Here is a 25,624-nt window from a genome sequence, read left to right on the forward strand (position 1 = left end):
AGAAGTGACGCCCGCACTCTAGGAGTACCTGGATCATCGATCCAATGGCATTTGCACAGCCTGTCGATGCACCAGATTCATGGTCCCGGGATACTGTCAGTCACAGCGGGCCACCTGATGACTCGTCGCACAACAGCAGGTTGGTAAGCCACTCAATGGCCGGTTCGGTGACCCGTCCCTGGGCTCGAATAACCCATACCTCCCAGGATGGCAACGCCAGGGGCAGCTCGAACACAGCCAATTGCGCAGTCTCTTGCATGCGCAATGCGACCCGCTCGGCGACAACCGCGATCGATTGCGAAGCGCCGACCATGAACGGCACGGCCAGGAAGCTGGGACAGGCGACGCCCACCTTGCGGGCACGGCCAAGACTCTCCAGTGCGGCGTCCACTACGCCCCGGGTATCGCCGCGCGGCGAAACCAGGATATGGGGCAAGCGCACAAAGTCATCCAGGCCCATGTGCCACTTCTTGCCGCGCTGGACCAGCGCCGGGTGTCCCTTGCGGGCGATACCGATAAAACGTTCCTGATGGACACGCTGGCAATCGAAGCGCTGGGGGATCTGGGCAAAAGAACCGGCCCCCAGCACGATATCGAGTTCGCCGGAATCGAGCATGCGCAACGCCGACTCGACATCAGCCGGCCTGAGCCCCAGCACCAGGTCCGGCGCGGCGGCCTGGATCTTGGCCAGCACAGGGGCAATGACGGTCAAGATCGCGTGATCGGTAGCCGCCACCCAGAGTTTCGCCTGGAGGCGGCTCGGGTCGAACGAGCCTCGCGGACTGGCGATGAGCCTGACGGATTCGAGCACCTCGGCCACTCGCGGCATGACCTCCACGGCCAAGGGTGTCGGTGCTATTCCACGGGGATTGCGAATGAAAAGCTGATCAGCGAACGCGATCCGCAACCTCGACAAGGCGTGGCTCGTTGCGGACTGGGACAAATGCAATCGTGCCGCGGCGCGACCAACGTGCCTTTCGATCCAGAGCGCCTCAAGCACCACCAGGAGGTTGAGATCGAAACGCGTCAAGTCCAGGGGCGGCATGCTGTACTAGCCTCTTAGTCGATCATTTGAAATGCGCTACGTCGTATTCGAGCCACCACCCCTGGCGCCAACCACCTGGGTATGGCTGACGATGAGCAAGGTGTCGGCGATCTTGTTCGTGCTCGGCCAGCACCGATACGCAAGCTGCTGCCAGGCATAAGAAGCCCAGTATAGAACCGGGCTGCCGACATCACTGCTCACGCGCCTCCTGGATGGTTGCCCCCGGATACTTCTGGGACCTTGCGTTCGACGTCCCTTGGGTCAGCCCCCTTCCACAGGACGGAGCGATCGAGCCGCACGCCAGTGTCGAGACGGCCTGGCCCCTCATCCCGCCATAGCAAGCAAGGAGTCGAAAACATGAGTTTGATTGAAAGCGCCCTGGATTTGCGCACGTTCATCGAAACACTGCGTCAGCGCAACGATCTGGTGGATGTCGAGACGGTCGTCGACCCGATACTGGAGGCCGCCGCGATCATCCGCCGCGTGTATGAGGAACGCCTCCCTGCCCCACTGTTCCACAACCTCACCGGAGCGATGCCAGGCGCTCGCCTCCTGGGAGCGCCCGCAGGCCTGCTGCGCAACAGGCGGCTGGCCTACTCGCGTCTCGCCTTGCACTTCGGCCTGCCGGAGACGACGACCGCCCCGGAACTGGTGGAGAAAATTCGCTCTGCGGTCAAGGCTCGCCCGATCGATCCGGTTGTCGTAGACACCGGGCCGGTCAAGGAGAACAAATGGATCGGCGCGCAAGTCGACCTCAATCAGTTTCCCGTCCCTCTGCTGCATGAGGCCGATGGTGGCCGCTACTTCGCGACCTACGGTTTCCATGTCGTGCAATCGCCCGACGGGACCTGGGACAGCTGGGGCATCGGCCGCATGATGCTCAATGGCCGCAACTCGCTGGTGGGCCCGGCGATGCCGACCCAGCACATTGGCCAGGTGAGAAAGATGTGGACGGACCTGGGCAAGCCAACGCCCTGGGCGATGGTGCTCGGCGCCCCGCCGGCGGCCGTCGCGGTGGCGGGCATGCCACTGCCGACTGGCGTCAGCGAGCCGGGCTACATCGGCGCCCTGCTAGGGCAAGGCCTGCCGGTGGTGAGGACCGAGACCAACGGCCTTTTGGTTCCCGCCAATGCCGAAATCGTCCTGGAAGGAGAAATCAGCCTCAGCGAACAGGCCATGGAAGGACCGATGGGCGAATATCACGGTTACCAGCATCATCAGGGCAATGTTCAGCCTGTCTTCCATGTCCATGCGGTGACCTTTCGCAACAACCCCATTCTGCCGATCTGCGTGGCGGGCCTGCCACCTGAGGAGAATCATACGATCTGGGGCACCATGATCTCGGCGCAGCTGCTCGACACCTGCCAGGAGGCGGGCCTGCCGATCGACATGGCCTGGTGCTCGTACGAGGCCGCGACTTGCTGGGCAGTGCTGGCGGTCGACCCGGTGAAGCTGGCGAGCCTGAACACCACTGCCGAGGAGTTCGTGCACAGGGTTGCAGACGTCGTCTTCGGTTCACATGCCGGCTACCTGATTCCCAAGCTGATCCTGGTGGGCAATGACCTCGATATCACCCATATCGATGAGGTGGTTTGGGCCCTCGCCACCCGGCACCACCCAGGATCCGATCATTACTCGCTGCCAGAGGTCCGTGCATTTCCCATGGTGCCGTACTTGAACGCTGACGATAAACAGCGCGGCACGGGAGGCAAGGCAATTATCAACTGCCTCTTTCCCGAGCAGTTCCAGGGAAAAATCCGCGCGGCCACGGCTTCGTTCAAGCACTCCTACCCTGAACAGCTCGTGAACCAGGTGTTGGCGAAGTGGCAAGACTACGGTTTCAAGGAGCGCTGACAGGGCAACGCAGCAGGCCGTGCAAGAACCTGCTGGCAGCCGCGCAGCGGTGATGCTCAGCACGGCCTTGTTCTCTACTCGGACTGGATCGCTCTGATGGCATAGCTACCACCACAAAACCTCAAGCGTTCGCGACAAAATCCCCCAGTTGCTGGCGAGCGATGGGGACAGCGTATTCCAGCAACTCGAGCGGAATATCCTGTTCGAACAGGGTCACCTCGTAGCGCAGCGTCTCATCGTTGCGAAAGATCTCGAACAACACCCGACTATCGCCTTCCCAGCACTCGAACCCGAGGCCGTCATGGCCTTCTACGACGCTTGAAGCACAGTAAAACTTATACTCGACTCCATGTACGAACACGCTGTACCTCCCCTGGTTGAGGGCGCAAAGATACCGCTCTTCGAAATCCCTTGGCCACGTCGCGAAGTGCTGTACTGATCCGCATACGGCCACTACCCACGTCCAGCCCAAACTACGACCCGGGACAGGCCAGTCGTGCACGGCAAAGATCTTCAACGGGCAAGACAGATCTCACGCTTGATGGCGTCAAGGATCACCAGCAAGCCCGGGTAACGCTGGCCCTGTACATCGCAGCAGTTTGCCAAGCCCTGAATGCCCCCGGGTCGAACCGCATGCCACCGTGGAACAAGACCGCACCAGGCCCGCTACTGCAAAGTTGAACGAACGGAAACTGATCAGGAGCGGGTTTGCCCATGCACCGCCCGCAGGAAATCGGCCGCCAGGTGGTGCGCCCATGAACGCGCCGTAAAGCCTGCGAGATAAGCACAGTGGCTGCCTCGCCGGGTAACGGCCAACAACGTCCTGGGCATGCGTGACAGGGCGTTCTGGTGATCGCGCACGTTGCCCAGGACGCAGACCGGATCATCCTCGGCATTGAGCACCAGCAGCGGGATGGTCACGGTCTCCATCACCAGCATCGGGTTGCAAGCCTCGAGAAAGGCTTGCTGGGTGGGATAACCCGCGCACTCGTACAGGTGCCGGTGGAATTCATCCAGGCTCTGCGCCCCCTCCAGGGCTGCCAGGCTGGGCAAGTGCGCCAGCGCCTGGCGATTGGGGGACACGAACTGGCGCACCAGTTTCCTGGCCATCAAACGGGTATAGGGCGCACGTGCACGGCCAAAGGCGACGCGGATGTCGTAGCCCGGGCAATAGGCAAAGGCGCCCCGCAGCGGCGTATCGGCGCCCTGCTCGCCCAGGTAGCGAATCAGCAAGCCGGTGCCGGCGGAAATGCCGGCGGCGTAAAGCGCCGATTGCGGGTAGCGCTCGGCGATCAGCCGCAGTTGTTCGCGCAGATCGGCGGTATCGCCCATGGTGTTGAAACGCGGGCTGGTCAGCGGCAACTGGCCGTGGCCGCGCCGCTCGCACAGCACCACGCGCCAGCCAGTGAGCCGCTGAAGATCACGGACGAAGCCACGCATGCTATGTGGCGAGCCGGTGATGGTATGCAACACCACCAAGGTCGGGACCTGCTCCGGCAAATCGCTGCCAAGCCAATGCAGTGCGGTGGTGCCGCCATCGGCCATGCGCAAGGTATCGACATGGTCGTAGCTCAGGCGCGCAGCCAGGACCTTCTTCAACCCCAGCCCGAGCAGCTGCAGGTGGCCGTTGAACAACCAGGGCGTGGCCCAGAAGCGTCGGGTCAAGCGCGGTACCTGGGCAATCAGCGCCTGGTTCTGCGGGTTGGGCTGATAGATCAACTGTGGCCTACGTGCGGCCGTGAACAGATAGTACGCACCCAGCACTACAGCCAGCACGGCACAGGCGCTGATCCAAATCGACATCCAGAGTCCCTCGATCAAAATGTGCAACACGGGTTCAGCTCGCTACGCTGGCCAAGACTCGGACCCACGTCAATACCTGGCTTCAGCCCTGGGGCCGATTGCGCACCGCCTCTTGCTCCAGTTGCTGGAGCAAGCGCTGCAGGCGAGGCTCGCGCGCAACATGCCAATCCGTGAACACATTGAAGATACCGCGCATGACCGAGATGGGCGCCCAGCGAAAAGGCGCGGTGATGCGCGGCTGGCGCTTGCGCAAGCCCCGCACCACGCCACGACCGATCACTTCCGGTCCCACCGGCTGGTTCAAGAACGGCGGAACCCCGATTTCGTTCATCTTGGTGGCGATGGCATTGCCACCGAAGGCAACCTTGGCGATGGCCGTATTCACCCAGCCTGGATAAAGCACGCTGGCAGTGGCGCCGGTACTGCCCAGCTCGGCGCGCAGCGAGCGGGTCATCGACTCCACCGCGGCCTTGGACAAGGCGTAGGGCGCATTGGCCATGCCATTGAGGTAGGCGTAGGTCGACGAAGTGACCAGGACCTGCCCGCGGTTGCGCACGACTTCCGGCAAGGCCGCACGCACCGTATGCCACACGCCGAACAGGTCCACTTCGACGATGCGCCGGAACTCGTCCTCATCGCAGGTGCGCAAGGTCGCCGGCGTGCCCTTCCAGGAAATGCCGGCATTGGCGAAGGCCACGTCCAGATGGCCAAAGCGTTCCACGGCCAGGTGCACCACCTGCCTGGACGCCGCGCTGTCGGTCACGTCCAGCTCCAGTGCCAGCACCCGTTGGGCATCGAACTCCTGGGCCAATTGGTCCACCGCCTCCTGCCGGGTATCGGTCAGCACCAGGTTGGCGCCGTGCACATACAGCTCCCGGGCGGTGGCGGAGCCGATGCCGCCGGCCGCACCGGTGATCAGGACAACTTTGCCGTGAAGGTCGTAGTTCATGCTGTCTGTCTCTTGTTGTTGGGTCGGGAAATGGCCGCACCGCCTTATTTACGCCGCCATTGAGCTCATGGCCCACGGGACAGCGCCGGCCGGCGATGCTCAGGGGGCCTTGCGGGTGTTCGTGAGTCGTACCGCCTCAGCCACCTTGCTTGGCTCGAAGCCGATCCGCTCGATCAAGCGCCGCAGCAGACCGCATGCTTTGGCCACCATGCCGTTGCTGCTCGGCACCGTGACCAGGTCGCGCCGACGCTCGATGCAGTCGACGAGAGAGGCAACCACCTGGTCCAGCCCCACGAACTTCCAGATACCCCGGTGGTTGTTCCATACCAGGGTGCTGCACGGATGATCGATGACCGCCTCCATCATCGGCGTCTGGAAGAACGTTGGATGGAAGCTCCCCACCCCGACGCCCTGGGGCTTGAGTTCCAGGCGAATACTGTCGCACAGGGCCCAGACTCCGGCCTTGCTGGCGGTGTAGTGCGCGTTCAGGGGCGAATGCACGAACGCCGCCATCGAGGCGATGGCCAGCAGGTAACCCCGGCGCGCCTTGACATACGGCAGAGCGGCACGAAAGGTGCGCCAGACGCCACTGAGGTTGATATCGACAACCCGGTCAAAGGCGGCGGGCTCCATGGACTCCAGCGATTCGGGAGAGCCGATGCCCGCCCCGGCGATCACCACATCGATGCCGCCAAAATGCCCTGCCGCGTCCTTGAGCGCCGCCTCCAGGCTCTGCAGCGATCGCACGTCGGCCACCCACGCAGCAGCAACGTCGGGACCGCCCAGCTCGACTGCCAGGGCATTGAGGCTGTCGCGGTCCAGGTCCAACAGGACCAGCTTGGCCCCCTTCCCACGCAGCGCGACGGCGGCGGCCCTGCCAAGGCCGCCTGTGGCGCCGGTGATGGCGATGACGCGATCGCTGAGTACGTAGTGGGTCATGGTTGCTTTCCTAGCGAGTCTTGGATGCAGGGAGTGCACAGGCCGCGTTATCCGCGGGAGCGCCGCTCAGGCTCATTCTGCTTTTGCGCCACCGGGACCGTGCGCAGGAGGAAGTCGACCTGGTCGGCCACCACTTCCTCGAACGGCTTGCCGACGTAGATCGCGAAGTGGCCGTAGGGATAACGCTTGATCTCGTGATGCGGAGCGCGCCCGGCATGTCGCAGGGTCGCCTTGGCCGGAGCCACGCTATCGGGGTCGCAAACGCTGAACAGCACGGGCACTTGAATCCCGGGAGTCCGGCGCCCGGGGTAGTAGCGGATGATGTCCAGGGCGAAGCGTGCGGCGATTTCGTTGCGATTGCTGGCACCGGGTGCGATCAGCCCGTGGTACCCGCCCCAGCTATCGGGCGAAGTCATGAACGCCGTTTCACCCGGCTGGCCGGCGAGCGCGGCCATGACCGGCTTGGCACCGAGCATCGCGCCGAGGCGGTCCAGCACCGCCAGCGCGGTGAGCTTGATAGACACCAGTGGCTGGGTGACGAGACTGGAGGCCAGGCCATCGGTGAAGGGGCACTGGGAAATCACCGCGGCCACCTGCGGATCCTCGGCGGCGATCGTCAGTACGTGCCCGCCGCCAAAGGAGGTGCCCCAGATCGCCACACGTTCCGGGTCCACCTGCGCAAGGCTTCGGGCATGGGCAAGCGCTGCATGCCAATCCTCCAGCTGGCGCTTGATGTCCAGCAATTGACGGGGTTCGCCATCGCTGTCGCCAAAGTGGCGGTAATCAAAGGCCAGGCAGGCGTACCCGGCCGCCACGAAGCGTTGGGCAAAGGCCGGAATACGCATTCCCCGGGTGCCGCCCAGCCCGTGGGCCATCACCACCACAGGAAACGGCCCGGCACCTGCCGGCTGATAGAAGTCGGCTACACAGCGAGTGGCATTGGAGTAAAAGTGCAGCGTTGTCGAGACCGGGAATTCACTGATATCGCTCATGGTTCGCTTCCGTTGGAATAGCTGGCGTGATTGCATTGTTGGCAAGGTAAGCCGGCCCTGCTTGACGCTATCCGCCGGGCCGCTTATCAGTTCACGCCAACAACACAATGGGCTGCGAAGCAGCAGGCACGTGTAGGGGTTAGCCTGCCTCCTGGGGATTGGCCTGTTCTCTAACAGCCTTGGCGACGCGGTCAGTGTCGAAGCCAATGCGCTCGATAATCCGCCGTAGCAGTCCGGGGGCCTTGGCCACCAGGCTGTTGCTACCCGGCACGGTGACCGTGTCGCGCCGGCGCTCGATGCAATCGACCAGGGCCGCGACCACCTGCTCCAGCGCCACGAATTTCCAGAGCCCCTGGTGGTTGTTCCAGACCAGCGCACTGCAAGGCCCCTGGAGCGCGGCATCCATCATGGGCGTCATGAAGAACGTCGGGTGAAGAGAGCCGACCCCTACCCGAAACTGCGCCAACTCCAGGCGAATGCTGTCGCACATGGCCCAGACGCCAGCCTTGCTGGCGCAGTAATGGGCGTTCAGCGGCGAGTGGACGAAGGCGGCCATGGACGAGACGGCAAGTAGATAGCCCTGGCGCCTCTTCACATGGGGCAGCGCCGCGCGAAAGGTCCGCCACACGCCGTTGAGGTTGATATCGATGGTCCGCTCGAAAACCTCCGGGCTCATGGACTCCACGCTTTCCTGGGTGGCCACGCCGGCGGCCGCCACCACCACGTCGATCCCGCCGAAGTGCTGCGCAGCGGCCGCCAGGGCCGTCTCCAGGCTATCCAGCGAGCGCACGTTGGCGACCCAGCCCGCCACCTCATCGGGTTGACCCAAGGCAGCGGCCTGTTGATCCAGCCCCTCAAGGTCCAGGTCCAGCAAGGCCAGTTTGGCCCCCCTGCCCCGCAGCGCCTGGGCCGTCGCTCTGCCCAGCCCTCCAGTGGCGCCGGTTATGGCGATCACGCGGCCTTTGAGGTCGTAGTTGTTCATGGCAGCACCTTCAGCAAGTCTCGGGGAGGGGTGAGGCAAGGATTGGTTCGGGATCGAATGGCGCTGGTGGCAGCGCATTGGGGCATTCTTGACCACTCCCGAAAGAACGGCTTGACGCTACCCGTCGCACGGTTTGACACTTTGCGCCAAACAACAATTGAGAGCTCGCATGAGCCAGCCCCTGCACCGGCGCGTAGTTCCCGAAACCTATGTGCAACTGCTTTACGACTACCTGAAAGCCCACGGACACGATCCGGTTTCAGTGCTCGCAGAACCTTGGCCGCAGCCCGACCCGAACGGCGCTGGAGGCATCGACGTCGAGCATTGGGAACACTTGCTGGCGACGGCTGCGCAGCAGTTGGGCGATCCGCTGCTGGGCATCCACCTGGGCCGGACGATCAGCCCTCGACACTTTGGAGTGCTGGGCTCGGTGCTCCTGGCCTGCAATAACCTCGAGGCGGCCCTGATGCGCCTGGAACGCTACCTGCGCCTGGTGTTCGATGTCCTGCCGATGTACCGCCGTGAAGGACAGGGCTGGGTGGAAATCGTCTGGGACACCAGCGAGTACCAGCCCGGCCCCTTGGTCAATGAAACGGGGATCGTGGCGATGGTGCAGTTCTGCCGCGATCTGGTCGTTGGCGTGGTCGATCCGATCCAGATCGACTTCAACCACCTGGGCCCGACCGACCCTGGCCCTTATGAGGAGTTCTTTGCCTGCCCGGTACGTTTTGGCCAGGCGCAAGCGGTGATGCGCTTTGCCCCGGATGTGCTGGCGATGCCGCTGAAAAGCCCTGACCCGGCGCTGATCACTTTGCTGGAACAGCATGCGGATCGGCTCCTGGCGCAGCTGCCACAACAGGATGAGATGGTGGAGCAGGTACGCAGGAGTATCTCCAGGGAACTGCACGAGGGTGAGCCAAGCATCGAGCGAATCGGGGCCCGGCTCAGTCTCTCCCCACGCACTCTGCAGCGGCGCCTGCAAGAGACCGGTACCACCTTTCGTGGCGAGCTGAACCTGGTCCGCCATGAACTGGCCTTGTCGTACCTGCGCGACCCACGCCTGCAGATCGTGGATATCGCCATGCTCCTCGGGTATTCGGAGCACAGCGCCTTCACCCGGGCATTCAAGGAGTGGAGTGGGCAGACGCCGCTCGAAGCCAGGCAGAACCAAAGCCCCTAGCCAGAGCGCCGGCCCTTGGCTCAAGGCAGGCCAAGCCTTCGCGCCTTGGCCAGGGCCCTTCGCCTGACGACACAGGCCAGGTATGAAAGACAGGTCCGGGGTGGGTGAAATACCCAGCGACTCATGGACGTACCGATACAGCGCTCACCGGCTATCGAGCACTTTCATCCTTGGCCCATGCACCAGCAGTCGGCACGCTGCCCATTGCGGGCAGCGTGCCGACAGGTCAATGCCGTGGCCATGGGAACGAGGCCAAGAGCGGCTTCAGCCCACAACTTGTTCCGTGGCGCCCTCGCTCCCCTGCCCCTGGGGACGCTCCTTGGGCTTGGACTGCTTGCGTCGCGCCTGCCCACGCTGGCGTGAAGCCTGCTGCCTGGCATGCAGTGCCTGCGAGGCGGTCACGATGCCTGCAGCCTGGCCATTCAGGTCGAGCCGTGGTGCATCCTGGGTCATGCTGGCCCAGTAACGGCTGCCCTTGCACCAGGTGGCGATACCCAGCTTGAGCTGCTCGCTGGTCAGCCCTAGCAGCTCCAGGTGCTGCTCGGCATCCTTGAAAATGCCTTCCTTGAGCGGAACCTTGGGCGCCGGATTGACCGGGAAGGCCAAGGGGAAGTGCTTCTGCAATCGCCAGATCGCCTCCACCGCCGGGTCTTGCTCGCGAGGCTTGGGTTGCGCAGGGGGCTTGCGCTTGCCCTGTTTGGCGCTATCAGTTTTTACCTGCTGTTGTTCAGCCCGCAGGCGGTCACGTAGCTCAGCTAGTTGCTCAAAACCCATCGTTCATTTCAGCTTCATGGTTGATTCGTGGCGCAAGGTTACCCCAAGCAGTCGTTTGGAGCAGCCTAATCAAGCAACGAAATCACAACAGCACGGCGAGCGGTGGCTGGCCTTGAGGGTTCAGCCCTCATTCCCTGAGCTTCTGGGCCACCGCCCGCAGTGGCGAAAGCACCTGCCGCCTGGCCCCGGCAAGGAGCGACTCCTGCGTAAAAAGGGGTAATGCCGGAATACGCTCACCTGGCTGCTTGTAGCTGGGGAACAACCCCAGGGCATGGCCACGCCGGACACCAGCAGCCTCGGCCGCGCTCCAGAAGCCAGAAGCGACCAACTCGTCGATCTGTGCCCCACTGCGGGCACCCGAGGCGAAGGGTGTGTCGGTGCCGAACAGCAATCGATCGGGCTCGAACAACTCGCGCAACGTGGCCATGGCCGGACGCGATACCGATGTGGCGGTATCCAGGTAGAAGCGCCTCAAGTAGGTCAGCACGCCCTGGGGCGCGGTGTCCCCGTACTCGATCATGGTGTTCGCCACCGATGCCCGCCAGGCGACATAGGGCAGGAAGCCCCCGGCATGCGCGAGAATCCAGCGGATCCTGTGGAAGCGCTCCATGGTGCCCGACAGGATCAGGTTCAGCGCCGCTCGCGTAACGTCGCAAGGGTATTCGACCACGCTCAGTGGCGTGCCCAGGCCCAGAGCATCCTTGGCCGGCACATTGGGGTGGACGAAAACGATCGCACTGCGCTGGTTGAGCTCGTGCATCAGTTCCTCGAACAGCGGATCGCCGAGGAACTTCCCCTCGTTGCTGGCCATCAGCACCACGCCATCGGCCTGCAAGATATCCAGCGCGTGGATGGCTTCGGCGCAGGCCAGTTCGGTGTAGGGCAATGGCAGGTGCGCGAAGAACCCGATCCGCCCCTTGTGGCGCTCGGCCAGGGCCCGGGAGAACTCGTTGCTGCCGCGGGAAAAGGCTGCCAGTTCAGTTGCGGCCAGCTGGATGCCAGGCAGTACTTCAGAGGTGATGGCCGTCTGCACACCCTCCTCCTCCATGGACGCCATGAATGACTCGGGCGACCCATCGGGTAGCTCCAGCCCGGCCAGCGACCGGGTGTTGTGACGGGCAAGCAGGCCGCGCAAGGCCGGAGACCGGGTATGGCGGTGAATGTCGATGGTGCCCAAGCGTGCATCACCAGTGACGAGCGCCTCGCCAGCAGCAGCACCGAGGCACCCCAGCAAATGACTCTGTGATGTGCTGTTCATGTCCGCTGCGAACTCCCTGTCCCCACGAGCGCGCCAGCACCCACGACCCCTGTAAAACCTTTCATGACCACCTCATGTACTTATAGGTAAACCCTGGAAATCAACGATCCCGCATGGACTCGGCGAGGGCAGACATCGGCCTGGTCATAGCCCGTCGCAGCCGCCCTGCCATGGACTCGTCCTTGAAGATGGGACTGGCCGTGACGACCTCGTCGGGCCGGCGGTACTGGGGGAACAGCTCGAGCGCATGGCCCCGGGCAATGCCGTATCGGGTCGGCTCGGCAAATACGTCGCAGGTATCCAGGGTGCTGCACTGCAGGGCCGTGGCCGGGGCTGGGGCAAACGGAAAGTCGCTGCCGAACAGGATGTGCGAAGGGTCCACCAGCTCCTTCAAGGCCACCATGGAATAGCGTGACGGCGACAGTGCGGTATCGAAGTAGAAGCGCTCGATGTAGTGCTGCACGCCTTGGGGCACATGGCGCTGCAGATCGCCGAGATCCACCGCGCTCAAGCGCCCGGCCACGAACGGCAGGAAGCCACCGGCATGGGCCAGGATCCAGCGGGTATGGGGGTACTTCTCCTGGGTTCCGGTGAGGATCAGGTTGACGGCGGCGCGGGTGGTGTCACAGAGAAACTCGATGAGAAAACCCGGCATGTCCAGGGCGATGTCGATGCTGGTCGCATGCAGGTTGGGGTGCACAAAAACCACCGCCCGACGGCGATCCAGCTCGCTCATCAACTCATCGAACAGCGGGTCGCCCAGGAAGTGGCCGTCGGTACTGCCCAGCAGCACCACCCCATCGGCCTTGAGCACCTCCAGGGCGTAGATGGCTTCGCTGCAGGCGTGTGCCGTGAACGGCATGGGCAGCACCGCGAAGAAACCGAACCGGCCCGGGTAACGGGCCATCATCCCCGCGCAGAACTCATTGCAACGCCTGGCCAGGTCGACGGCCTGGGCCGGGCCATCACCGAAGTGCACGCCCGGAGCGGAGAGCGAGGCAATCGCCGTTTGAATACCGTTGGCGTCCATCACGGCAATGGATTTCTCCGGCGTCCACTTGGGCAGCAGGGCCCCGGCGACCTTCTGGATGCCCTTGGCTTGCATGGTGGCGACGAAGGCAGGGGGAATGACATGGTGATGGACGTCTATGCGCCCTTGCTGGATAGCCATGAGGGTTACCTTGGCGAACATGGAGTTAGAGTCGACCGGCGACTCACCACTAACACAACCGCTTAATAATGATCACCACTGTTCATTAAGGTCAAGAATGATTCACCAGGGAGAGGCACTTTATTCGCCTACCCCATTCTAAAAAAATCTATAACTTTTTGAAAAATATCGAATAAATTTATTAATCCGGTTTTTTAAAGCACATCCCGGAAAAAAATAGGCGGCCTGTCAGTTGATTTAACGTGAACAGCAGTGTTCACTAGCGAGCATTCAACGTTGCGAAGGCCTGAATCCGTGAGCATCATTCAAAAGCGTATCCATGAAGCGGCCCTGCAGCTCTTCGCCCAGAAAGAGCTTGCTGACATCAACGTCAGCGAACTGGCCCAGAAAGCCGGGCTGGCGCGCAATACGGTGTACAAGAACCTCGACTCCATCGACTCGCTGTTCGAAACGGTCGCCACCGAACTGGCCTCCGAGATGAACGAACGCGTTGGCAGGAGCGCAGCCCCCGGGCTGGACCCGGCGCAACGCCTCTCCAACGGCATTCGCTTCTACATCCGCCGGGCCCATGAGGAACGCCACTGGGGCAGCTTCCTGGTGCGCTACGCAGCCTCCCATGCCTCGCTGCAAGCCTTGTGGGATGGCCCACCCGTAAGGGACATCCTCGAAGGGCTTGCCTGCCAGCGCTACAGCTTCCGCCAGGACCAGCTCTTGTCGGTCATTGGCGTGGCCGCCGGTTCGGTATTGCTGGCCATCAGCCTCGTCCTGCAAGGACACAAGACCTGGCGCGATGCCGGTGCCGATACCGCCGAGTTCGTACTGCGCGCCCTGGGCGTTCCGGCAGACGAAGCCCGGGCATTCGCCACCGCCCCACTCCCGGAGCTCCCCCCTCTGGACGACTGATCAACCGGGTTCTGCAACGCGCACCACGAGATGCGCAGGAGGCGCTTATTGCCTTAAAAAAAGTGAACGAACAGGTTAGGCCAATCGGCTCCGCCTGCTGATCAGCCGCCCGCCGGTACCGGGGGCAAATCCATCACGCCCACGAATACGGACTTCATCGAACCCTCGATGACCTGTACGGGTCGGCTCGTCCCGCAAAAAGAGCCTGCGTCGCACAACAAGAACAACAAGAGGTAGTGAAGATGCTCAAGCACCCCCTATGGCGGGCAATCCGGCTCGCCAGTGTCGTCAGCCTTGCAACCCTGGCTTGCGCCCAAGCCCGGGCCGTGAGCTTTGCCATCGGCGAAATCGATGGCCAGCTGGATTCCACCCTCTCCGTCGGCGCCAGCTGGGCGCTGCGCAACCCGGACCCCGATCTGCTGGGCAGCAGCATCACCGACGACGGCCGGCGCAACTTCAAGAAGGGCGAGACCTTCTCCAAGCTCTTCAAGGGCATCCACGACCTGCAGCTCAGCCATGGCGATACCGGCGTGTTCCTGCGCGGCAAGTACTGGTACGACTTCGAGCTCAAGGACGAGAGCCGCCCGTTCAAGGATATCGACGACCACGGGCGCAAGCCCGGCGCCCAATCCAGCGGCGTGCAATTGCTCGATGCCTTCGTCTATCACAGCTACACCATCGGCGACCTGCCGGGCACCGTGCGCCTGGGCAAGCAGGTGGTGAACTGGGGCGAAAGCACCTTCATCCAGGGCGGCATCAACAGCATCAACCCGGTGGATTTCGCCGCGTTGCGCCGCCCTGGCTCCGAGATCAAGGAAGGCCTGATCCCGGTCAACATGTTCTATCTGTCGCAGAACCTCACGGACAACCTGAGCACCGAGCTGTTCTACCAGCTGGCCTGGGACCAGAGCGTGATCGACAACTGCGGCACGTTCTTCGCCGTCAACGATGCGCTGCCCGACGGTTGCACCGGCCTGACCGCCGGCCCCGCGCTGAATCAGAACGCCCTGGCCCAGGCTGCGTTGTCGCCTTTGGGCATCGACCTGACCAGTGAGGGCATCCGCGTGCCACGGGGGCACGACAACGATCCGCGCAACGATGGGCAATGGGGCGCTGCACTGCGCTGGTTCGCCCCGGAGCTGAACAGCGAGTTCGCCGCCTACTTCATGAACTACCACAGCCGCATGGCCTACATCAGCGGCGTCACCAGCCCGCATATGGCCGACCGGGGCTTCGCCGGCCCGATCTGCGCCAACCTCGGTATCGGCAATCCGGCCGTGTGCAATGCGCTCCTTGGCAGTCCCCTGGGCCAAGCGGCGGCCCAGGCCTACAGGCTGGGTACCTCGCAGTACCTCGCCGACTACCCGGAAGATATCCAGCTGTACGGCCTGAGCTTCAGCACCAGCTTGCCCACCGGCACCATTCTCTCCGGCGAGCTCAGCTACCGGCCGAACATGCCGATCCAGATCAACTCGGCCGACATCATCGCCGCCACCTTCGGCGACCCCAGCGCGTCACCAGTGCTGTCCTCGGGTTACCTACCCATTGCCAACAGCAGCTCGATCAAGGGTTACCAGCGCAAGGAGCTGACCCAGGCCCAGGTCAGCGCCACGCACTTCTTCGACCAGGTCATGGGGGCCGACCGCCTGACCCTGATCGGCGAGGTCGGGGTGACCCACGTCAGCGGCATGGGGGGCAGCGGACTGCGCTATGGGCGCAATCCCACCTTCGGCATGGGCGAGCTGGCCGACAACAGCATCTGCACCCGCCAGATCAACACCAAGACCCCGCAGTACTGCACGAATGACGGCTACACCACCAGCACCTCCTGGGGCTATCGGGCGCGGGCGATCTGGGAATACAGCAACGTGTTCGACGGTGTCGATCTCAAGCCCAGCCTGGCCTGGTCCCACGACGTCAAGGGCTACGGGCCGGAGCCTGGCTTCAACGAAGGCGCCAAGGCCATCAGCCTGGGCCTGGACGCCGTCTACCTCAATACCTACACCGCCAGCCTCACCTACACCGACTTCTTTGGCGGCAACTACAACGCGATGACCGATCGCGACTATGCCGCCCTGAGTTTCGCCGTATCGTTCTAAGTGGAGTTACCAAGATGAATAACAAAATACTCTCTGCCTGCTCACTCGCCCTTGCCTGCAGTTTCAGCACCCTGCCCGCCCTGGCGGCGGTCAGTCCCGAGCAGGCCCAACAGCTGGGCTCCAGCCTGACCCCCACTGGTGCGCAAATGCAGGGCAACGCCGATGGCAGCATCCCGGCCTGGACCGGTGGCCTGCCCAAGAGCGCGGGAACCCTCAGCCGCGAAGGCTTCCTCAGCGACCCCTTCGCCAATGAACAGCCGCTGTTCACCATCACCGCGCAAAACATGGCCCAGTACCAGGACAAGCTGAGCCCGGGCCAGCAGGCGATGCTCAAGCGCTATGCCACCTACCGGATACCGGTCTACCCCAGCCATCGCACGGCCAGCCTGCCCGATGCGGTCTACCGGGACGCCAAGGACAATGCGACCAAGACCAGGCTGGTCGAAGGCGGCAACGGCCTGTCCGAGTTCGCCACGTCCATTCCCTTCCCGATCCCGCAGGACGGCCTGCAAGTGCTGTGGAACCACATCACCCGCTACCGCGGCGGCAGCGCCAAGCGCACCCACGTGCAGGCCACTCCCTTGGCCAGCGGCACCTTCGTGCCGGTGTACTTCAAGCAACAGTTCACCTTTCGCGACCGGATCAAGGACTTCAATCCGGCCGATCCGGGCAACGTGCTGTTCTACTACAAGCAGTTGATCACCGCGCCAGCACGCCAGGCCGGGGATGTGGTGCTGGTGCACGAGACCCTGAACCAGGTGAAGGACCCCCGCATGGCCTGGATCTACAACGCCGGACAGCGGCGGGTGCGGCGCGCGCCGCAAATTTCCTACGACGGCCCCTACCCGGCTTCCGAGGGGCAGCGGGTGTCCGATAACCTGGACATGTACAACGGCGCACCCGACCGCTACGACTGGAAGCTGGTGGGCAAGCGCGAGATCTATATCCCCTACAACAGCTTCAAGCTGGACTCGCCGAAGCTCAAGTACAGCGACATCGTCCAGGCCGGCCACCTGAACCCGGCCCACACCCGCTATGAGTTGCACCGCGTCTGGCAGGTCGAGGGCACCCTCAAGCAGGGCGAGCGGCATATCTACGCCAAGCGGGTGTTCTTCATTGACGAGGACTCCTGGCAGATCGTCCTGGCCGATCACTACGACTCCCACGGCATGCTGTGGCGCACCGCCGAAGGCCACCTGACTCCGTTGTACGACGTGCAGGTGCCCTGGCTCGGCGTCGAGGTCCTGTACGACCTGATCAATGGCCGCTACATCGTCTCCGGCATGCGCAACGAGGAAAAGGAACCGATCGAATTCGGCTTCTCCTCGCTGTCCTCCGAGTACACCCCGGCGGCCCTGCGCAACGAAGGCATTCGTTGATTCCAGCCTTCTAGGCCCAAGGGGACGCCCCCAGATCCTCGCCGCATGACCAGGCGGCTTGCGCAGGACGCCATGCTCGCGTCCTGCGAAAGATCACCACAACCACTAAATGAACACTTGTGTTCATTTATGAGCAAATATAGATTTAACAGGACAAAACAATCAGGCCTTTCTGGAGAGCACATGAACGACATCGCAGCCATTCCAGGTCTTACATCCCGCCACGTCAGGGTTGGCCGGCGGCAAATCTTCCTCAGCGAGGTGGGCCAGGGCCATCCCCTGCTCATGCTGCACGGCGGCGGAGCGGGCGCCTCCGGAATGTCCAATTACTCGCGCAATATCGAAGCACTGGCCAAGCAGTTTCGCGTGCTGGTGGTAGACATGCCGGGCTACGGGCAATCGACCAAGGGCCTGGACCGCAGCGACTGCTTCGGCGACCTGGCCCAGAGCATGCTCGGCCTGCTCGACGCATTGCAGATCAAGTCTGCGCACCTGGCCGGCAACTCCCTCGGCGGCTCCTGCGCCCTGCGCATGGCCCTGGAAGCACCAACCCGGGTCTCGGCCCTGGTGCTGATGGGCCCGGGCGGCATCAACACCACCCGTAGCCTGCCCACCAAGGGGCTGAACCACCTGCTCGACTACTACAACGGCGCGGGCCCGACGCTGGAGAAGATCACCCGCTTCATCCGCGAAGACCTCGTCTACGACAGCAGCCTGGTGACCGACGCCATGATCGCCGAGCGCTATCGCGCCAGCACCGACCCTGAAGTGGTCGCCGCACCGCCCCTGCGCCGCCCTACAGGCCTGAAGGCCGCAGTGCGCATGGACCTGACCCGCGATCCGCGGCTCGACCGTTGCCAGGTCCCGACCCTGGTGCTGTGGGGCACGGAGGACAAGGTCAATCGTCCCAGTGGCGGCCAGACCTTGTGCAAGCGCATGCCCAACTGCGACCTGTACCTGTTCAGCAAGACCGGGCACTGGGTGCAGTGGGAACGCGCCAGCGAATTCAACGCCGTCACCGCCAGCTTCCTCGCCTGCCATACCCCGGCCTGAAGACAAGGAATCCCTATGAAACAGGACATCTTCGGCGCCAGCAGCATGGGTTATGCGGTCATCGAGTCGAACCAGCTGGACCGCTGGCAGGCGCTGCTGCAAGGCGGCATCGGCCTGCACCTTGAACATGCGGACAGCCAGCTCCTGGCGTTTCGCATGGACCAGCACCAACGGCGCATCATCGTCCAGCGCGGCCCGGCGGAAGACTTCGCGGCCATCGGCTGGCAACTGAACGACCAGGACACCCTGCACATCGTGCTGCAGCGCCTGAGGGCCCGCGGTATCGCCATCCACGAAAGCACTGCGGCCCAGGCGGCAGAACGCGGTGTGGTGCGCTTCTGGCGAGTGCTTGGCCCCAAGCGCATGGCCATCGAGCTGTTCGTCGAGCCACTGACCAGCCAGGAGCCCCTGAGCATGCTCAGCGAAGGCTTCATTACCGGTGAGTCCGGCATGGGCCACCTGGCGATCACCAGTCGTCGCGGCAAGGACATGCGCCGCTTCTGGCAGGAAATATTCGATGCCCGGCAGAGCGATAGCGTCGTCGAGCACCTGGCAGGCGTAACGCTGGACATCGAGTTCTTTCGCGTCAACCCGCGCCATCACTCGATCGCCATCGCCCAGGTACGGGGCCTGGCGCTCGACCCGATCCGCACCAAGGCCCAGCACATGAACCTTCTGACCACCTCGGTCGCCGGCCTGACCGATGCCTTCCTGCGTTGCCGCAAGCTGGGCTTCGAGATGGCCCACGAAATCGGCGAGCACCCCAACGACCGCGAGCAGTCGTTCTACGTCCTCACGCCTTCGGGTTTCGAGCTGGAGCTGGGCTGGAACGCCCTGGAAGTCGACGAGGCCGATTGGCAGGTCACCACCTACAAGGGCATCAGTCTGTGGGGCCACAAGCCGCAGAAGCCAGGGACCTGGAACAAGCTGAAGACCAACCTGGGCAATTTCGGCCAAGGCCTGCGCTCCCTGCGCCACGCCGAGTATTCCCCACTGCAGGAACAGCCATGAACACTACTGAAATCTTCGACGTCGTCATCGCTGGCCTCGGTCCAACCGGCGCTACCCTGGCCCATTTGCTCGGCAAGCGCGGCCTCTCGGTGCTGGTGCTGGAGCGTGAGCCGGTGTTCTACGGCAATGCTCGCGCGGTCTACACCGACGATGAGTGCATGCGTGTGATGCAGGCCGCGGGGGTAGCCAAGGACCTGGCCAGCGATATGCAGATCGATACCCCGGCCCAATGGACTTTCCCCGATGGACGCGTGATCGGCCGCTACTGGCAGCTCAAGCGCAGCTTCGGTTGGCCGGTGATCAACTTCCTCTACCAGCCCTGGCTGGAAACCAAGCTCAGCGACCTGCTGGCCAATCACCCGACGGTAAGGGTCGAACGCGGTCGCGAACTGGTGGACTTCAAGCAGGACGGCGCGCTGGTCACCCTCACCCACCAGGCCACCCAGAACTGTCGCTTCGGCGATGGCGACGCCAGCCGTATCGAGCTGGACGTCGACCTGGCACCGGTCACCCTCAAGGCACGCTACCTGGTGGGCGCGGATGGCGGTCGCAGCACCGTGCGCGAACAACTGGGCATCGGCATGGACGGCAAGAACTTCCCCGAGCCCTGGCTGGTGGTCGACCTGGAAATGAAGGAAGGGGAAGATGCGCTGCGCCACATCCCCTACTTCAACTTCATCTGCGACCCCGACTCCCCGGTGGTCAGCTGTCCGCAGCCCGGGCGCTTCCATCGCTTCGAATTCATGCTGATGCCCGGCCAGACCAAGGAGTACATGGAGGACCCGGCCACCGTGCGCAAGCTGCTGAGCCGGTACGTGAACCCGGACCAGTTCGAGGTCAAGCGCAAGCTGGTCTACACCTTCAACGCCCTGGTCGCGCGCGAGTGGCGCAAGGGTCGCGTATTGCTGGCAGGCGATGCCGCGCACATGACCCCGCAGTTCATGGGCCAGGGCATGAGCTCCGGGGTGCGCGACGCCTACAACCTGGCGTGGAAGCTGGAGGCGGTGCTACGCGGCAAGGCTGCCGACAAGCTGCTCGACACCTACGGCAGCGAGCGCTACCACCATGCCAAGGCAATGATCGACATCTCGGTGCGGATGAAGGACTTCGTGTCCATGTCCAATCCGTTCAAGACGGCGCTGCGCAACTTTGCAGTCCGGGCCCTGAATGTCACGCCGGTACTGGGCAAGTGGCTGCGCGAGGGCGGCTTCAAGCCTACCCCGACCTACAAGCCCGGCTCCTACCTGGGGTTGCCCAGGGATGGTTGGCGCGGGGTCGCCGGGAAGCTGATGCCCCAGCCGCAGGTCCGCACCTTCAAAGGCAAGCGCGTGCCCCTCGACGAAATTCTGGGCGAAGGCTTCTCCCTGCTGGGCCTGGAGAACAATCCGCGCGTGGCGCTATCGGCCGAGTCCCAGCAGTTGCTGGCGGCGCTGGATACCCGCTACGTCACGCTCTACCCCTTTGGCGGGCGTCCCCAGGGCATGGACGTGCAGCGCTTCAGTCCGGCCGACTTGACCGAGGTCGAGGAGCCCGATGAGGAACTGGTGCGTTGGTTCAAGCGTGCCGGACACGGTCGTGACCTGGTGGCGGTGGTGCGCCCGGACAAGTTCGTCTTCGCCCTGGTACCCGCCACGCAACTGAACGCCGCACTGGCCGAACTCCGGCGCCAGCTGGGCTGGCAACCGAACCTGGTCAGCGCACAGCCCCCTGTTGCCACCCTGAGGAAAAGCGCATGAGCCACGACACCTTGAACAACCTCGACCAGGCGGCCGCGACATTGTCCCAGGCGCGACAACGGCGCGAGCCCTGCCAACCCATCTCGGAGAGCTTGGGCATCACCACCCTGGCCGAGGCCTACGCGGTGCAGGAAATCAACACCCGGCGCGCCCTGGGCCAGGGCCGGCGACTGGTCGGACGCAAGATCGGCTTGACCTCCACCGCGGTGCAACAGCAGTTGGGCGTCGATCAGCCGGACTTCGGCATGCTGTTCGCCGACATGGAGATCAGCGACGGCGCGGGCATCGACTGCCGCCAACTGATCCAGCCCAAGGCCGAAGGGGAAATCGCCTTCGTCCTCGGGCGCGACCTGCCCCATGCCGACACCACGCTGGCCGAGTTGATGAACGCTGTGGAGTACCTGCTGCCGGCCATCGAGATCGTCGATTCCGCCATCGTCGATTGGCGGATCACCCTGGCCGACACCGTGGCGGACAACGCCTCATCCGCCCTCTACGTACTGGGCAAGCAAGCCACCCGACTGTCGGCGCTGGACCTGCGCCTGGAAGGCATGTTGCTGGAGAAGAATCGCAGCCAGGCCGCCATTGGGGTCGGCGCCGCTTGCCTGGGCAATCCACTGGATGCCTGCCTGTGGTTGGCCCGCACCATGGCCGAGTCCGGCCGTCCATTGCTGGCCGGCGATGTGCTGCTCTCGGGTGCGCTAGGCCCCATGACCCCAGTCGTCCCGGGCGATCACCTGCATCTGCGCCTGACTCGCCTGGGCGAAGTCGGCTGCCATTTCTACTGAGCCGCACGCCTGGAGAATCAGAATGACTACCAAGAAACTCAAAGTCGCCATCGTCGGTTCCGGCAATATCGGCACCGACCTGATGATCAAGCTGATGCGTAATGCACAACACCTGGAAATGGCCGCCATGGTCGGCATCGACCCGGCCTCCGACGGCCTGGCCCGTGCCCAGCGGCTGGGGGTGGCCACGACCCATGGGGGCATCGAGGGGCTGAGCCGCCTGCCGGTGTTCAACGAGATCGACTTCGTTTTCGATGCCACCAGCGCCAGCGCCCATGTGCGCAATGCCGGTTTTCTGCGTGGGCTCAAGCCAGGCATCCGCCTGATCGACCTGACCCCTGCGGCCATCGGCCCGTACTGCGTGCCGGTGGTCAACCTGGAGCAGCACTTGCAGGCGAGCAACGTCAACATGGTCACCTGCGGCGGCCAGGCCACCATCCCGATGGTCGCGGCGGTGTCGCGGGTCGCCAAGGTGCATTACGCCGAGATCATTGCCTCCATCGCCAGCAAGTCCGCGGGCCCCGGTACCCGCGCCAACATCGACGAGTTCACCGAAACCACCAGCAAGGCCATCGAGGAGATCGGCGGCGCAGCCAAGGGCAAGGCGATCATCATCATGAACCCCGCCGAACCACCGATGGTGATGCGCGATACGGTGTTCGTGCTGTCCGAGGAAGCCGACCAAACCCGCATCGAAGCCAGCATCGAGCAGATGGCCGCCGCCGTGCAGGCCTACGTGCCCGGCTACCGGCTCAAGCAGAGGGTGCAGTTCGACCTCATCGCGCCATCCGCCCCACTGAACATTCCCGGCCATGGCCAGTTCAGTGGGCTCAAGACCTCGGTGTTCCTCGAAGTCGAAGGCGCTGCCCATTACCTGCCGGCCTATGCCGGCAACCTCGACATCATGACCTCCGCCGCGCTGGCCACGGCCGAGCGCATGGCCCAATCGATGCTCAACGGCTGAGGAGCGAGTACATGACTTTCGATCCAGGCAAGAAGCTCTACATCTCCGACGTCACCCTGCGCGACGGTAGCCATGCGATCCGCCACCAGTACTCCCTGGACTCGGTGCGGGCCATTGCCCGGGCCCTGGACCGGGCCAGGGTGGACTCCATCGAAGTGGCCCATGGCGACGGCCTGCAGGGCTCGTCCTTCAACTATGGCTTCGGCCGCCACGGCGATCTCGAATACATCGAGGCCGTGGCCAGCGAGCTGCGCCACGCCAAGATCGCCACGCTGTTGCTGCCCGGCATCGGCACCGTCCACGACTTGAAGAACGCCTATGAGGCTGGTGCGCGGATCGTCCGCGTGGCCACCCACTGCACCGAGGCGGATGTGTCCAGGCAGCACCTCGAATATGCCCGGGAGCTGGGCATGGAAGCCGTGGGCTTTCTGATGATGAGCCATATGCAGACGCCCGAAGGGTTGGCGCAACAGGCCAAGCTGATGGAGAGCTACGGCGCGCAATGCATCTACATGGCCGACTCCGGCGGCGCGATGAACATGAACGATATCCGCGAGCGCATGCGGGCATTCAAGGCAGTCCTGGACCCACGAACCCAGACCGGCATGCATGCCCACCACAACCTCAGCCTCGGGGTGGCCAACTCCATGGTCGCGGTGGAAGAAGGCTGCGATCGCATCGACGCCAGCCTCGCGGGCATGGGCGCGGGCGCGGGCAACGCGCCGTTGGAAGTCTTCATCGCCGCGGCCGAGCGCGCGGGCTGGAATCACGGCACCGATCTCTACACCCTGATGGACGCGGCCGACGACATCGTCCGCCCCTTGCAGGATCGCCCGGTGCGGGTCGACCGCGAAACCCTCGGCCTTGGATATGCCGGCGTGTACTCAAGCTTCCTGCGCCATGCGGAAATAGCCGCTGGCAAATACGGCCTCAAGACCCTCGACATCCTGGTGGAGCTGGGCAAGCGGCGCATGGTCGGCGGCCAGGAAGACATGATCGTCGACGTCGCCCTGGATCTGCTCAAGCTCGAAGTGCTGCCCACCTGAGACAGGGATCGCCCGATACCCGCTGCTCAAGCACTCGAGTGTCGGGCGCCCCTGGCTACCCAGCCAAGGGTCAGTCCAGGCGTTTGTGCAGGAACAGGCGCTGATGGCCAGGAGGGAAACCATCGAGCTGGCCAAACTGGCTAAAGCCATGTTGCGCGTAGAAAGCCGGCGCCTGGAAATCGAAGGTATCGAGCCAGATCCCGACACAGCCCTTCTCCCGGGCCAGGTCTTCGGCCATGTGCAGCAGGCGCGAGCCGGTGCCTTGTCCCCTGGTCTGCTCGGGGATCGCCAGCAACTCGATGTACAACCAGCGATAGAAGATCTCCGCCGACAGCCCACCGAGGATTTCGCCGGTCTGCTCGTCACGCACCAGCAGCGCGATCGCCTCGGTCTTCGGGTCGCCCGCCTTGGCGCGGTTGTGGGCGCGCAAGGGCTTGAGGATCGCAGCGCGCTCCGCCTCCCCCGGATCGACCATCATCTCTATACGAATCGCCATCGCTTGTCCTTTTGGATGCTCATATTGACCTGGAAAAGTCCGCACATCGGCTCGATGCCAAGCCGGACCTGGCCCACAGCGCCGCGACTGGCGCCCATGCGCCTGATAGTCGGCCCCAGGGAACTCAAGCCACCGCGGATAACACATCGAGGATATAAAGAAATCGAATGACCGCGCCCTATATTTTTCTTCGAGCCGCTTCACAGCAGGTCATAGCCCCTCGGGGGTCACGCCTGCAGGTATCGCCCCTTCTCTCCCCCGTCCTGTTTGTCTGCGTACTCGGCATGAACAGCCTGGGCTCAAGCCTGACCAGCTTCGGGATTGCCGTGTGGGTCTTCCATCTCACGGGTTCCTACCAGGCAATGACCCTGCTAGGAATCATCACCCCGCTTGCCGTCCTCCTGTTTGCCCCCATCGCGGGCCTGGCCAGCGATCGCTACGATAAAAAACGGATCCTGGTCGCGGCCGACGGCCTTTCCTGTGTCAGCCTGCTGTTTTCCCTTCTCCTGTATCGGCACGGCCTGTTAGGTATTTTCCCAGCGGCAGGCCTGGCCTTGTGCCTGGCCTGCGCCAATGAGTTTCGCTACACCGCCTCGGCCTCCCTGATACCGCTCATCAGCATTACTGAACGTCAATGCGGTCCAGCAAATCTTTCGCGGCAGCTCACTCATGCTGGGGCCGGTCCTGGGTGCAGTCGGCTTCGACCTGCTTGGGCTACCGCTGCTGTTCGGCACAGACACACTGACCTTTGTCGCAAGCGCCACCCTCCTGCTGTGCTGCACGCTCGGCGTTGCCTCCCGCTCTCTCCAGCCTCTGGACCAACGCCACCCCCTGATCGCGCAGTTGCAACAGAGCCTGCGCGGGCTGTCGAGCCAGCGACCACTGGTGACTCTGTTGTTCACCTTCATGCTGATCAACGCTCTGCTTTCGATCTTTATGGTCGCCCTGGCGCCTTATGTGCTGGCCACGCGATCCAACCTCGAACTGGAGCTGATATCCGCCGCGATCGGTGCCGGGATGCTGCTGTCGGGGCTACTCCTGACCCGGCTCAAGAAGCATGTCCATCCCCTGTACCTGCCCGCTCGAGGGACGGCCAGCGCCGCCACCTTGCCATTGCTCGAAGCTCGCCCTCCCTGCACATCGAGCCCCTGGGCATGACGAGCACGGCCTGCCCCAGTAAATCCCGGGGCTCCACTGGCGGG

The 25,624-nt window shown here is 63.6% G+C and carries 23 protein-coding genes; 12 read left to right on the forward strand and 11 right to left on the reverse strand.

Annotated features, from left to right (window positions below):
- Positions 1-100: 100 nt before the first annotated feature.
- On the reverse strand, positions 101-1,045 hold the full coding sequence (locus tag I9018_RS18290; protein ID WP_241107101.1) for a LysR family transcriptional regulator: 945 nt from the start codon (positions 1,043-1,045) through the stop codon (positions 101-103).
- Positions 1,046-1,408: 363 nt separating this feature from the next.
- On the opposite strand from I9018_RS18290, the gene I9018_RS18295 reads away from it, so the two are divergent.
- Complete coding sequence (locus tag I9018_RS18295) at positions 1,409-2,899, forward strand: UbiD family decarboxylase (RefSeq protein ID WP_241110168.1); 1,491 nt, start codon at positions 1,409-1,411, stop codon at positions 2,897-2,899.
- Between the two features lie 121 nt (positions 2,900-3,020).
- Here I9018_RS18295 and I9018_RS18300 read toward each other — a convergent pair whose 3' ends face one another.
- From I9018_RS18300 to I9018_RS18325, 6 genes are all read right to left on the reverse strand, one after another.
- Positions 3,021-3,260: a hypothetical protein gene (locus I9018_RS18300; protein ID WP_241107102.1), complete on the reverse strand. Its 240-nt coding sequence runs from the start codon at positions 3,258-3,260 to the stop codon at positions 3,021-3,023.
- A 335-nt stretch (positions 3,261-3,595) separates the two neighbouring features.
- Positions 3,596-4,702 (reverse strand): alpha/beta fold hydrolase, encoded by a 1,107-nt coding sequence (locus I9018_RS18305; protein ID WP_241107103.1) that lies wholly within the window; start codon positions 4,700-4,702, stop codon positions 3,596-3,598.
- Positions 4,703-4,784: 82 nt separating this feature from the next.
- Positions 4,785-5,651: an SDR family NAD(P)-dependent oxidoreductase gene (locus tag I9018_RS18310; protein ID WP_241107104.1), complete on the reverse strand. Its 867-nt coding sequence runs from the start codon at positions 5,649-5,651 to the stop codon at positions 4,785-4,787.
- 99 nt (positions 5,652-5,750) lie between these two features.
- Positions 5,751-6,590 carry an SDR family NAD(P)-dependent oxidoreductase gene (locus tag I9018_RS18315; protein ID WP_241107105.1) on the reverse strand — a complete coding sequence of 280 codons (840 nt, stop codon included), beginning with the start codon at positions 6,588-6,590 and terminating at the stop codon, positions 5,751-5,753.
- Positions 6,591-6,637: 47 nt separating this feature from the next.
- On the reverse strand, positions 6,638-7,582 hold the full coding sequence (locus tag I9018_RS18320; protein ID WP_068580629.1) for an alpha/beta fold hydrolase: 945 nt from the start codon (positions 7,580-7,582) through the stop codon (positions 6,638-6,640).
- 139 nt (positions 7,583-7,721) lie between these two features.
- Positions 7,722-8,564: an SDR family NAD(P)-dependent oxidoreductase gene (locus tag I9018_RS18325; protein ID WP_241107106.1), complete on the reverse strand. Its 843-nt coding sequence runs from the start codon at positions 8,562-8,564 to the stop codon at positions 7,722-7,724.
- 169 nt (positions 8,565-8,733) lie between these two features.
- Between I9018_RS18325 and I9018_RS18330 the strand changes: the two genes are divergently transcribed.
- The gene (locus I9018_RS18330; RefSeq protein ID WP_068580625.1) at positions 8,734-9,744 is read left to right on the forward strand and encodes an AraC family transcriptional regulator; all 1,011 of its coding nucleotides are present in this window, start codon (positions 8,734-8,736) and stop codon (positions 9,742-9,744) included.
- 264 nt (positions 9,745-10,008) lie between these two features.
- Here the strand turns inward: I9018_RS18330 and I9018_RS18335 are convergent, their stop codons facing one another.
- The 3 genes from I9018_RS18335 to I9018_RS18345 form a co-directional block, all read right to left on the reverse strand.
- Positions 10,009-10,518, reverse strand: coding sequence for a ProQ/FinO family protein (locus tag I9018_RS18335; protein ID WP_241107107.1), 510 nt, complete (start codon positions 10,516-10,518; stop codon positions 10,009-10,011).
- 127 nt (positions 10,519-10,645) lie between these two features.
- On the reverse strand, positions 10,646-11,776 hold the full coding sequence (locus tag I9018_RS18340) for an amidohydrolase family protein (RefSeq protein WP_241107108.1): 1,131 nt from the start codon (positions 11,774-11,776) through the stop codon (positions 10,646-10,648).
- Positions 11,777-11,876: 100 nt separating this feature from the next.
- A complete protein-coding gene (locus I9018_RS18345; protein ID WP_241107109.1) occupies positions 11,877-12,947 on the reverse strand; it encodes an amidohydrolase family protein in 1,071 nt (356 codons plus the stop codon).
- A 294-nt stretch (positions 12,948-13,241) separates the two neighbouring features.
- Here I9018_RS18345 and I9018_RS18350 point away from each other — a divergent pair, with 294 nt between their 5' ends.
- The 9 genes from I9018_RS18350 to dmpG all read left to right on the forward strand — a co-directional run bounded on the left by I9018_RS18350 (position 13,242) and on the right by dmpG (position 23,926).
- Complete coding sequence (locus I9018_RS18350) at positions 13,242-13,850, forward strand: TetR/AcrR family transcriptional regulator (RefSeq protein WP_241107110.1); 609 nt, start codon at positions 13,242-13,244, stop codon at positions 13,848-13,850.
- Positions 13,851-14,092: 242 nt separating this feature from the next.
- Positions 14,093-15,949, forward strand: a complete 1,857-nt coding sequence (locus I9018_RS18355; protein ID WP_241107111.1) for a DUF1302 domain-containing protein — start codon at positions 14,093-14,095, stop codon at positions 15,947-15,949.
- A 14-nt stretch (positions 15,950-15,963) separates the two neighbouring features.
- The gene (locus tag I9018_RS18360) at positions 15,964-17,328 is read left to right on the forward strand and encodes a DUF1329 domain-containing protein (RefSeq protein ID WP_241107112.1); all 1,365 of its coding nucleotides are present in this window, start codon (positions 15,964-15,966) and stop codon (positions 17,326-17,328) included.
- Positions 17,329-17,511: 183 nt separating this feature from the next.
- On the forward strand, positions 17,512-18,381 hold the full coding sequence (locus I9018_RS18365) for an alpha/beta fold hydrolase (RefSeq protein WP_068580586.1): 870 nt from the start codon (positions 17,512-17,514) through the stop codon (positions 18,379-18,381).
- Between the two features lie 15 nt (positions 18,382-18,396).
- Complete coding sequence (locus I9018_RS18370; protein WP_241107113.1) at positions 18,397-19,392, forward strand: VOC family protein; 996 nt, start codon at positions 18,397-18,399, stop codon at positions 19,390-19,392.
- Positions 19,389-21,128: a bifunctional 3-(3-hydroxy-phenyl)propionate/3-hydroxycinnamic acid hydroxylase gene (locus tag I9018_RS18375; RefSeq protein ID WP_068580590.1), complete on the forward strand. Its 1,740-nt coding sequence runs from the start codon at positions 19,389-19,391 to the stop codon at positions 21,126-21,128. The genes I9018_RS18370 and I9018_RS18375 overlap by 4 nt, the downstream gene beginning before the upstream one ends.
- Positions 21,125-21,916, forward strand: coding sequence for a fumarylacetoacetate hydrolase family protein (locus I9018_RS18380; protein ID WP_241107114.1), 792 nt, complete (start codon positions 21,125-21,127; stop codon positions 21,914-21,916). The genes I9018_RS18375 and I9018_RS18380 overlap by 4 nt, the downstream gene beginning before the upstream one ends.
- Before the next feature lie 22 nt (positions 21,917-21,938).
- A complete protein-coding gene (locus I9018_RS18385) occupies positions 21,939-22,880 on the forward strand; it encodes an acetaldehyde dehydrogenase (acetylating) (protein WP_241107115.1) in 942 nt (313 codons plus the stop codon).
- A gap of 11 nt (positions 22,881-22,891) precedes the next feature.
- Entirely contained in the window at positions 22,892-23,926 is a 1,035-nt protein-coding gene (gene dmpG / locus I9018_RS18390) for a 4-hydroxy-2-oxovalerate aldolase (RefSeq protein WP_241107116.1), read from the forward strand.
- A 70-nt stretch (positions 23,927-23,996) separates the two neighbouring features.
- On the opposite strand, the gene I9018_RS18395 is transcribed toward dmpG, so the two are convergent.
- Positions 23,997-24,422: a GNAT family N-acetyltransferase gene (locus I9018_RS18395; protein ID WP_068580598.1), complete on the reverse strand. Its 426-nt coding sequence runs from the start codon at positions 24,420-24,422 to the stop codon at positions 23,997-23,999.
- A gap of 669 nt (positions 24,423-25,091) precedes the next feature.
- On the opposite strand from I9018_RS18395, the gene I9018_RS18400 reads away from it, so the two are divergent.
- A complete protein-coding gene (locus tag I9018_RS18400; RefSeq protein WP_241107117.1) occupies positions 25,092-25,580 on the forward strand; it encodes a hypothetical protein in 489 nt (162 codons plus the stop codon).
- Positions 25,581-25,624: the final 44 nt, after the last annotated feature.

This window comes from Pseudomonas sp. MPFS (assembly GCF_022537035.1).
Taxonomy (GTDB): Bacteria; Pseudomonadota; Gammaproteobacteria; order Pseudomonadales; family Pseudomonadaceae; genus Aquipseudomonas; species Aquipseudomonas sessilinigenes.

Excerpts from the sequence above, each read along its gene's own strand:
- I9018_RS18290 (WP_241107101.1), bottom strand. The coding sequence starts at position 1,045 with ATGCCGCCCCTGGACTTGACGCGTTTCGATCTCAACCTCCTGGTGGTG.
- I9018_RS18305 (WP_241107103.1), bottom strand. The coding sequence starts at position 4,702 with ATGTCGATTTGGATCAGCGCCTGTGCCGTGCTGGCTGTAGTGCTGGGT.
- I9018_RS18310 (WP_241107104.1), bottom strand. The coding sequence starts at position 5,651 with ATGAACTACGACCTTCACGGCAAAGTTGTCCTGATCACCGGTGCGGCC.
- I9018_RS18315 (WP_241107105.1), bottom strand. The coding sequence starts at position 6,590 with ATGACCCACTACGTACTCAGCGATCGCGTCATCGCCATCACCGGCGCC.
- I9018_RS18320 (WP_068580629.1), bottom strand. The coding sequence starts at position 7,582 with ATGAGCGATATCAGTGAATTCCCGGTCTCGACAACGCTGCACTTTTAC.
- I9018_RS18325 (WP_241107106.1), bottom strand. The coding sequence starts at position 8,564 with ATGAACAACTACGACCTCAAAGGCCGCGTGATCGCCATAACCGGCGCC.
- I9018_RS18330 (WP_068580625.1), top strand. The coding sequence starts at position 8,734 with ATGAGCCAGCCCCTGCACCGGCGCGTAGTTCCCGAAACCTATGTGCAA.
- I9018_RS18335 (WP_241107107.1), bottom strand. The coding sequence starts at position 10,518 with ATGGGTTTTGAGCAACTAGCTGAGCTACGTGACCGCCTGCGGGCTGAA.
- I9018_RS18340 (WP_241107108.1), bottom strand. The coding sequence starts at position 11,776 with ATGAACAGCACATCACAGAGTCATTTGCTGGGGTGCCTCGGTGCTGCT.
- I9018_RS18345 (WP_241107109.1), bottom strand. The coding sequence starts at position 12,947 with ATGGCTATCCAGCAAGGGCGCATAGACGTCCATCACCATGTCATTCCC.
- I9018_RS18355 (WP_241107111.1), top strand. The coding sequence starts at position 14,093 with ATGCTCAAGCACCCCCTATGGCGGGCAATCCGGCTCGCCAGTGTCGTC.
- I9018_RS18360 (WP_241107112.1), top strand. The coding sequence starts at position 15,964 with ATGAATAACAAAATACTCTCTGCCTGCTCACTCGCCCTTGCCTGCAGT.
- I9018_RS18365 (WP_068580586.1), top strand. The coding sequence starts at position 17,512 with ATGAACGACATCGCAGCCATTCCAGGTCTTACATCCCGCCACGTCAGG.
- I9018_RS18370 (WP_241107113.1), top strand. The coding sequence starts at position 18,397 with ATGAAACAGGACATCTTCGGCGCCAGCAGCATGGGTTATGCGGTCATC.
- I9018_RS18375 (WP_068580590.1), top strand. The coding sequence starts at position 19,389 with ATGAACACTACTGAAATCTTCGACGTCGTCATCGCTGGCCTCGGTCCA.
- I9018_RS18380 (WP_241107114.1), top strand. The coding sequence starts at position 21,125 with ATGAGCCACGACACCTTGAACAACCTCGACCAGGCGGCCGCGACATTG.
- I9018_RS18385 (WP_241107115.1), top strand. The coding sequence starts at position 21,939 with ATGACTACCAAGAAACTCAAAGTCGCCATCGTCGGTTCCGGCAATATC.
- dmpG (WP_241107116.1), top strand. The coding sequence starts at position 22,892 with ATGACTTTCGATCCAGGCAAGAAGCTCTACATCTCCGACGTCACCCTG.
- I9018_RS18395 (WP_068580598.1), bottom strand. The coding sequence starts at position 24,422 with ATGGCGATTCGTATAGAGATGATGGTCGATCCGGGGGAGGCGGAGCGC.
- I9018_RS18400 (WP_241107117.1), top strand. The coding sequence starts at position 25,092 with ATGCTGGGGCCGGTCCTGGGTGCAGTCGGCTTCGACCTGCTTGGGCTA.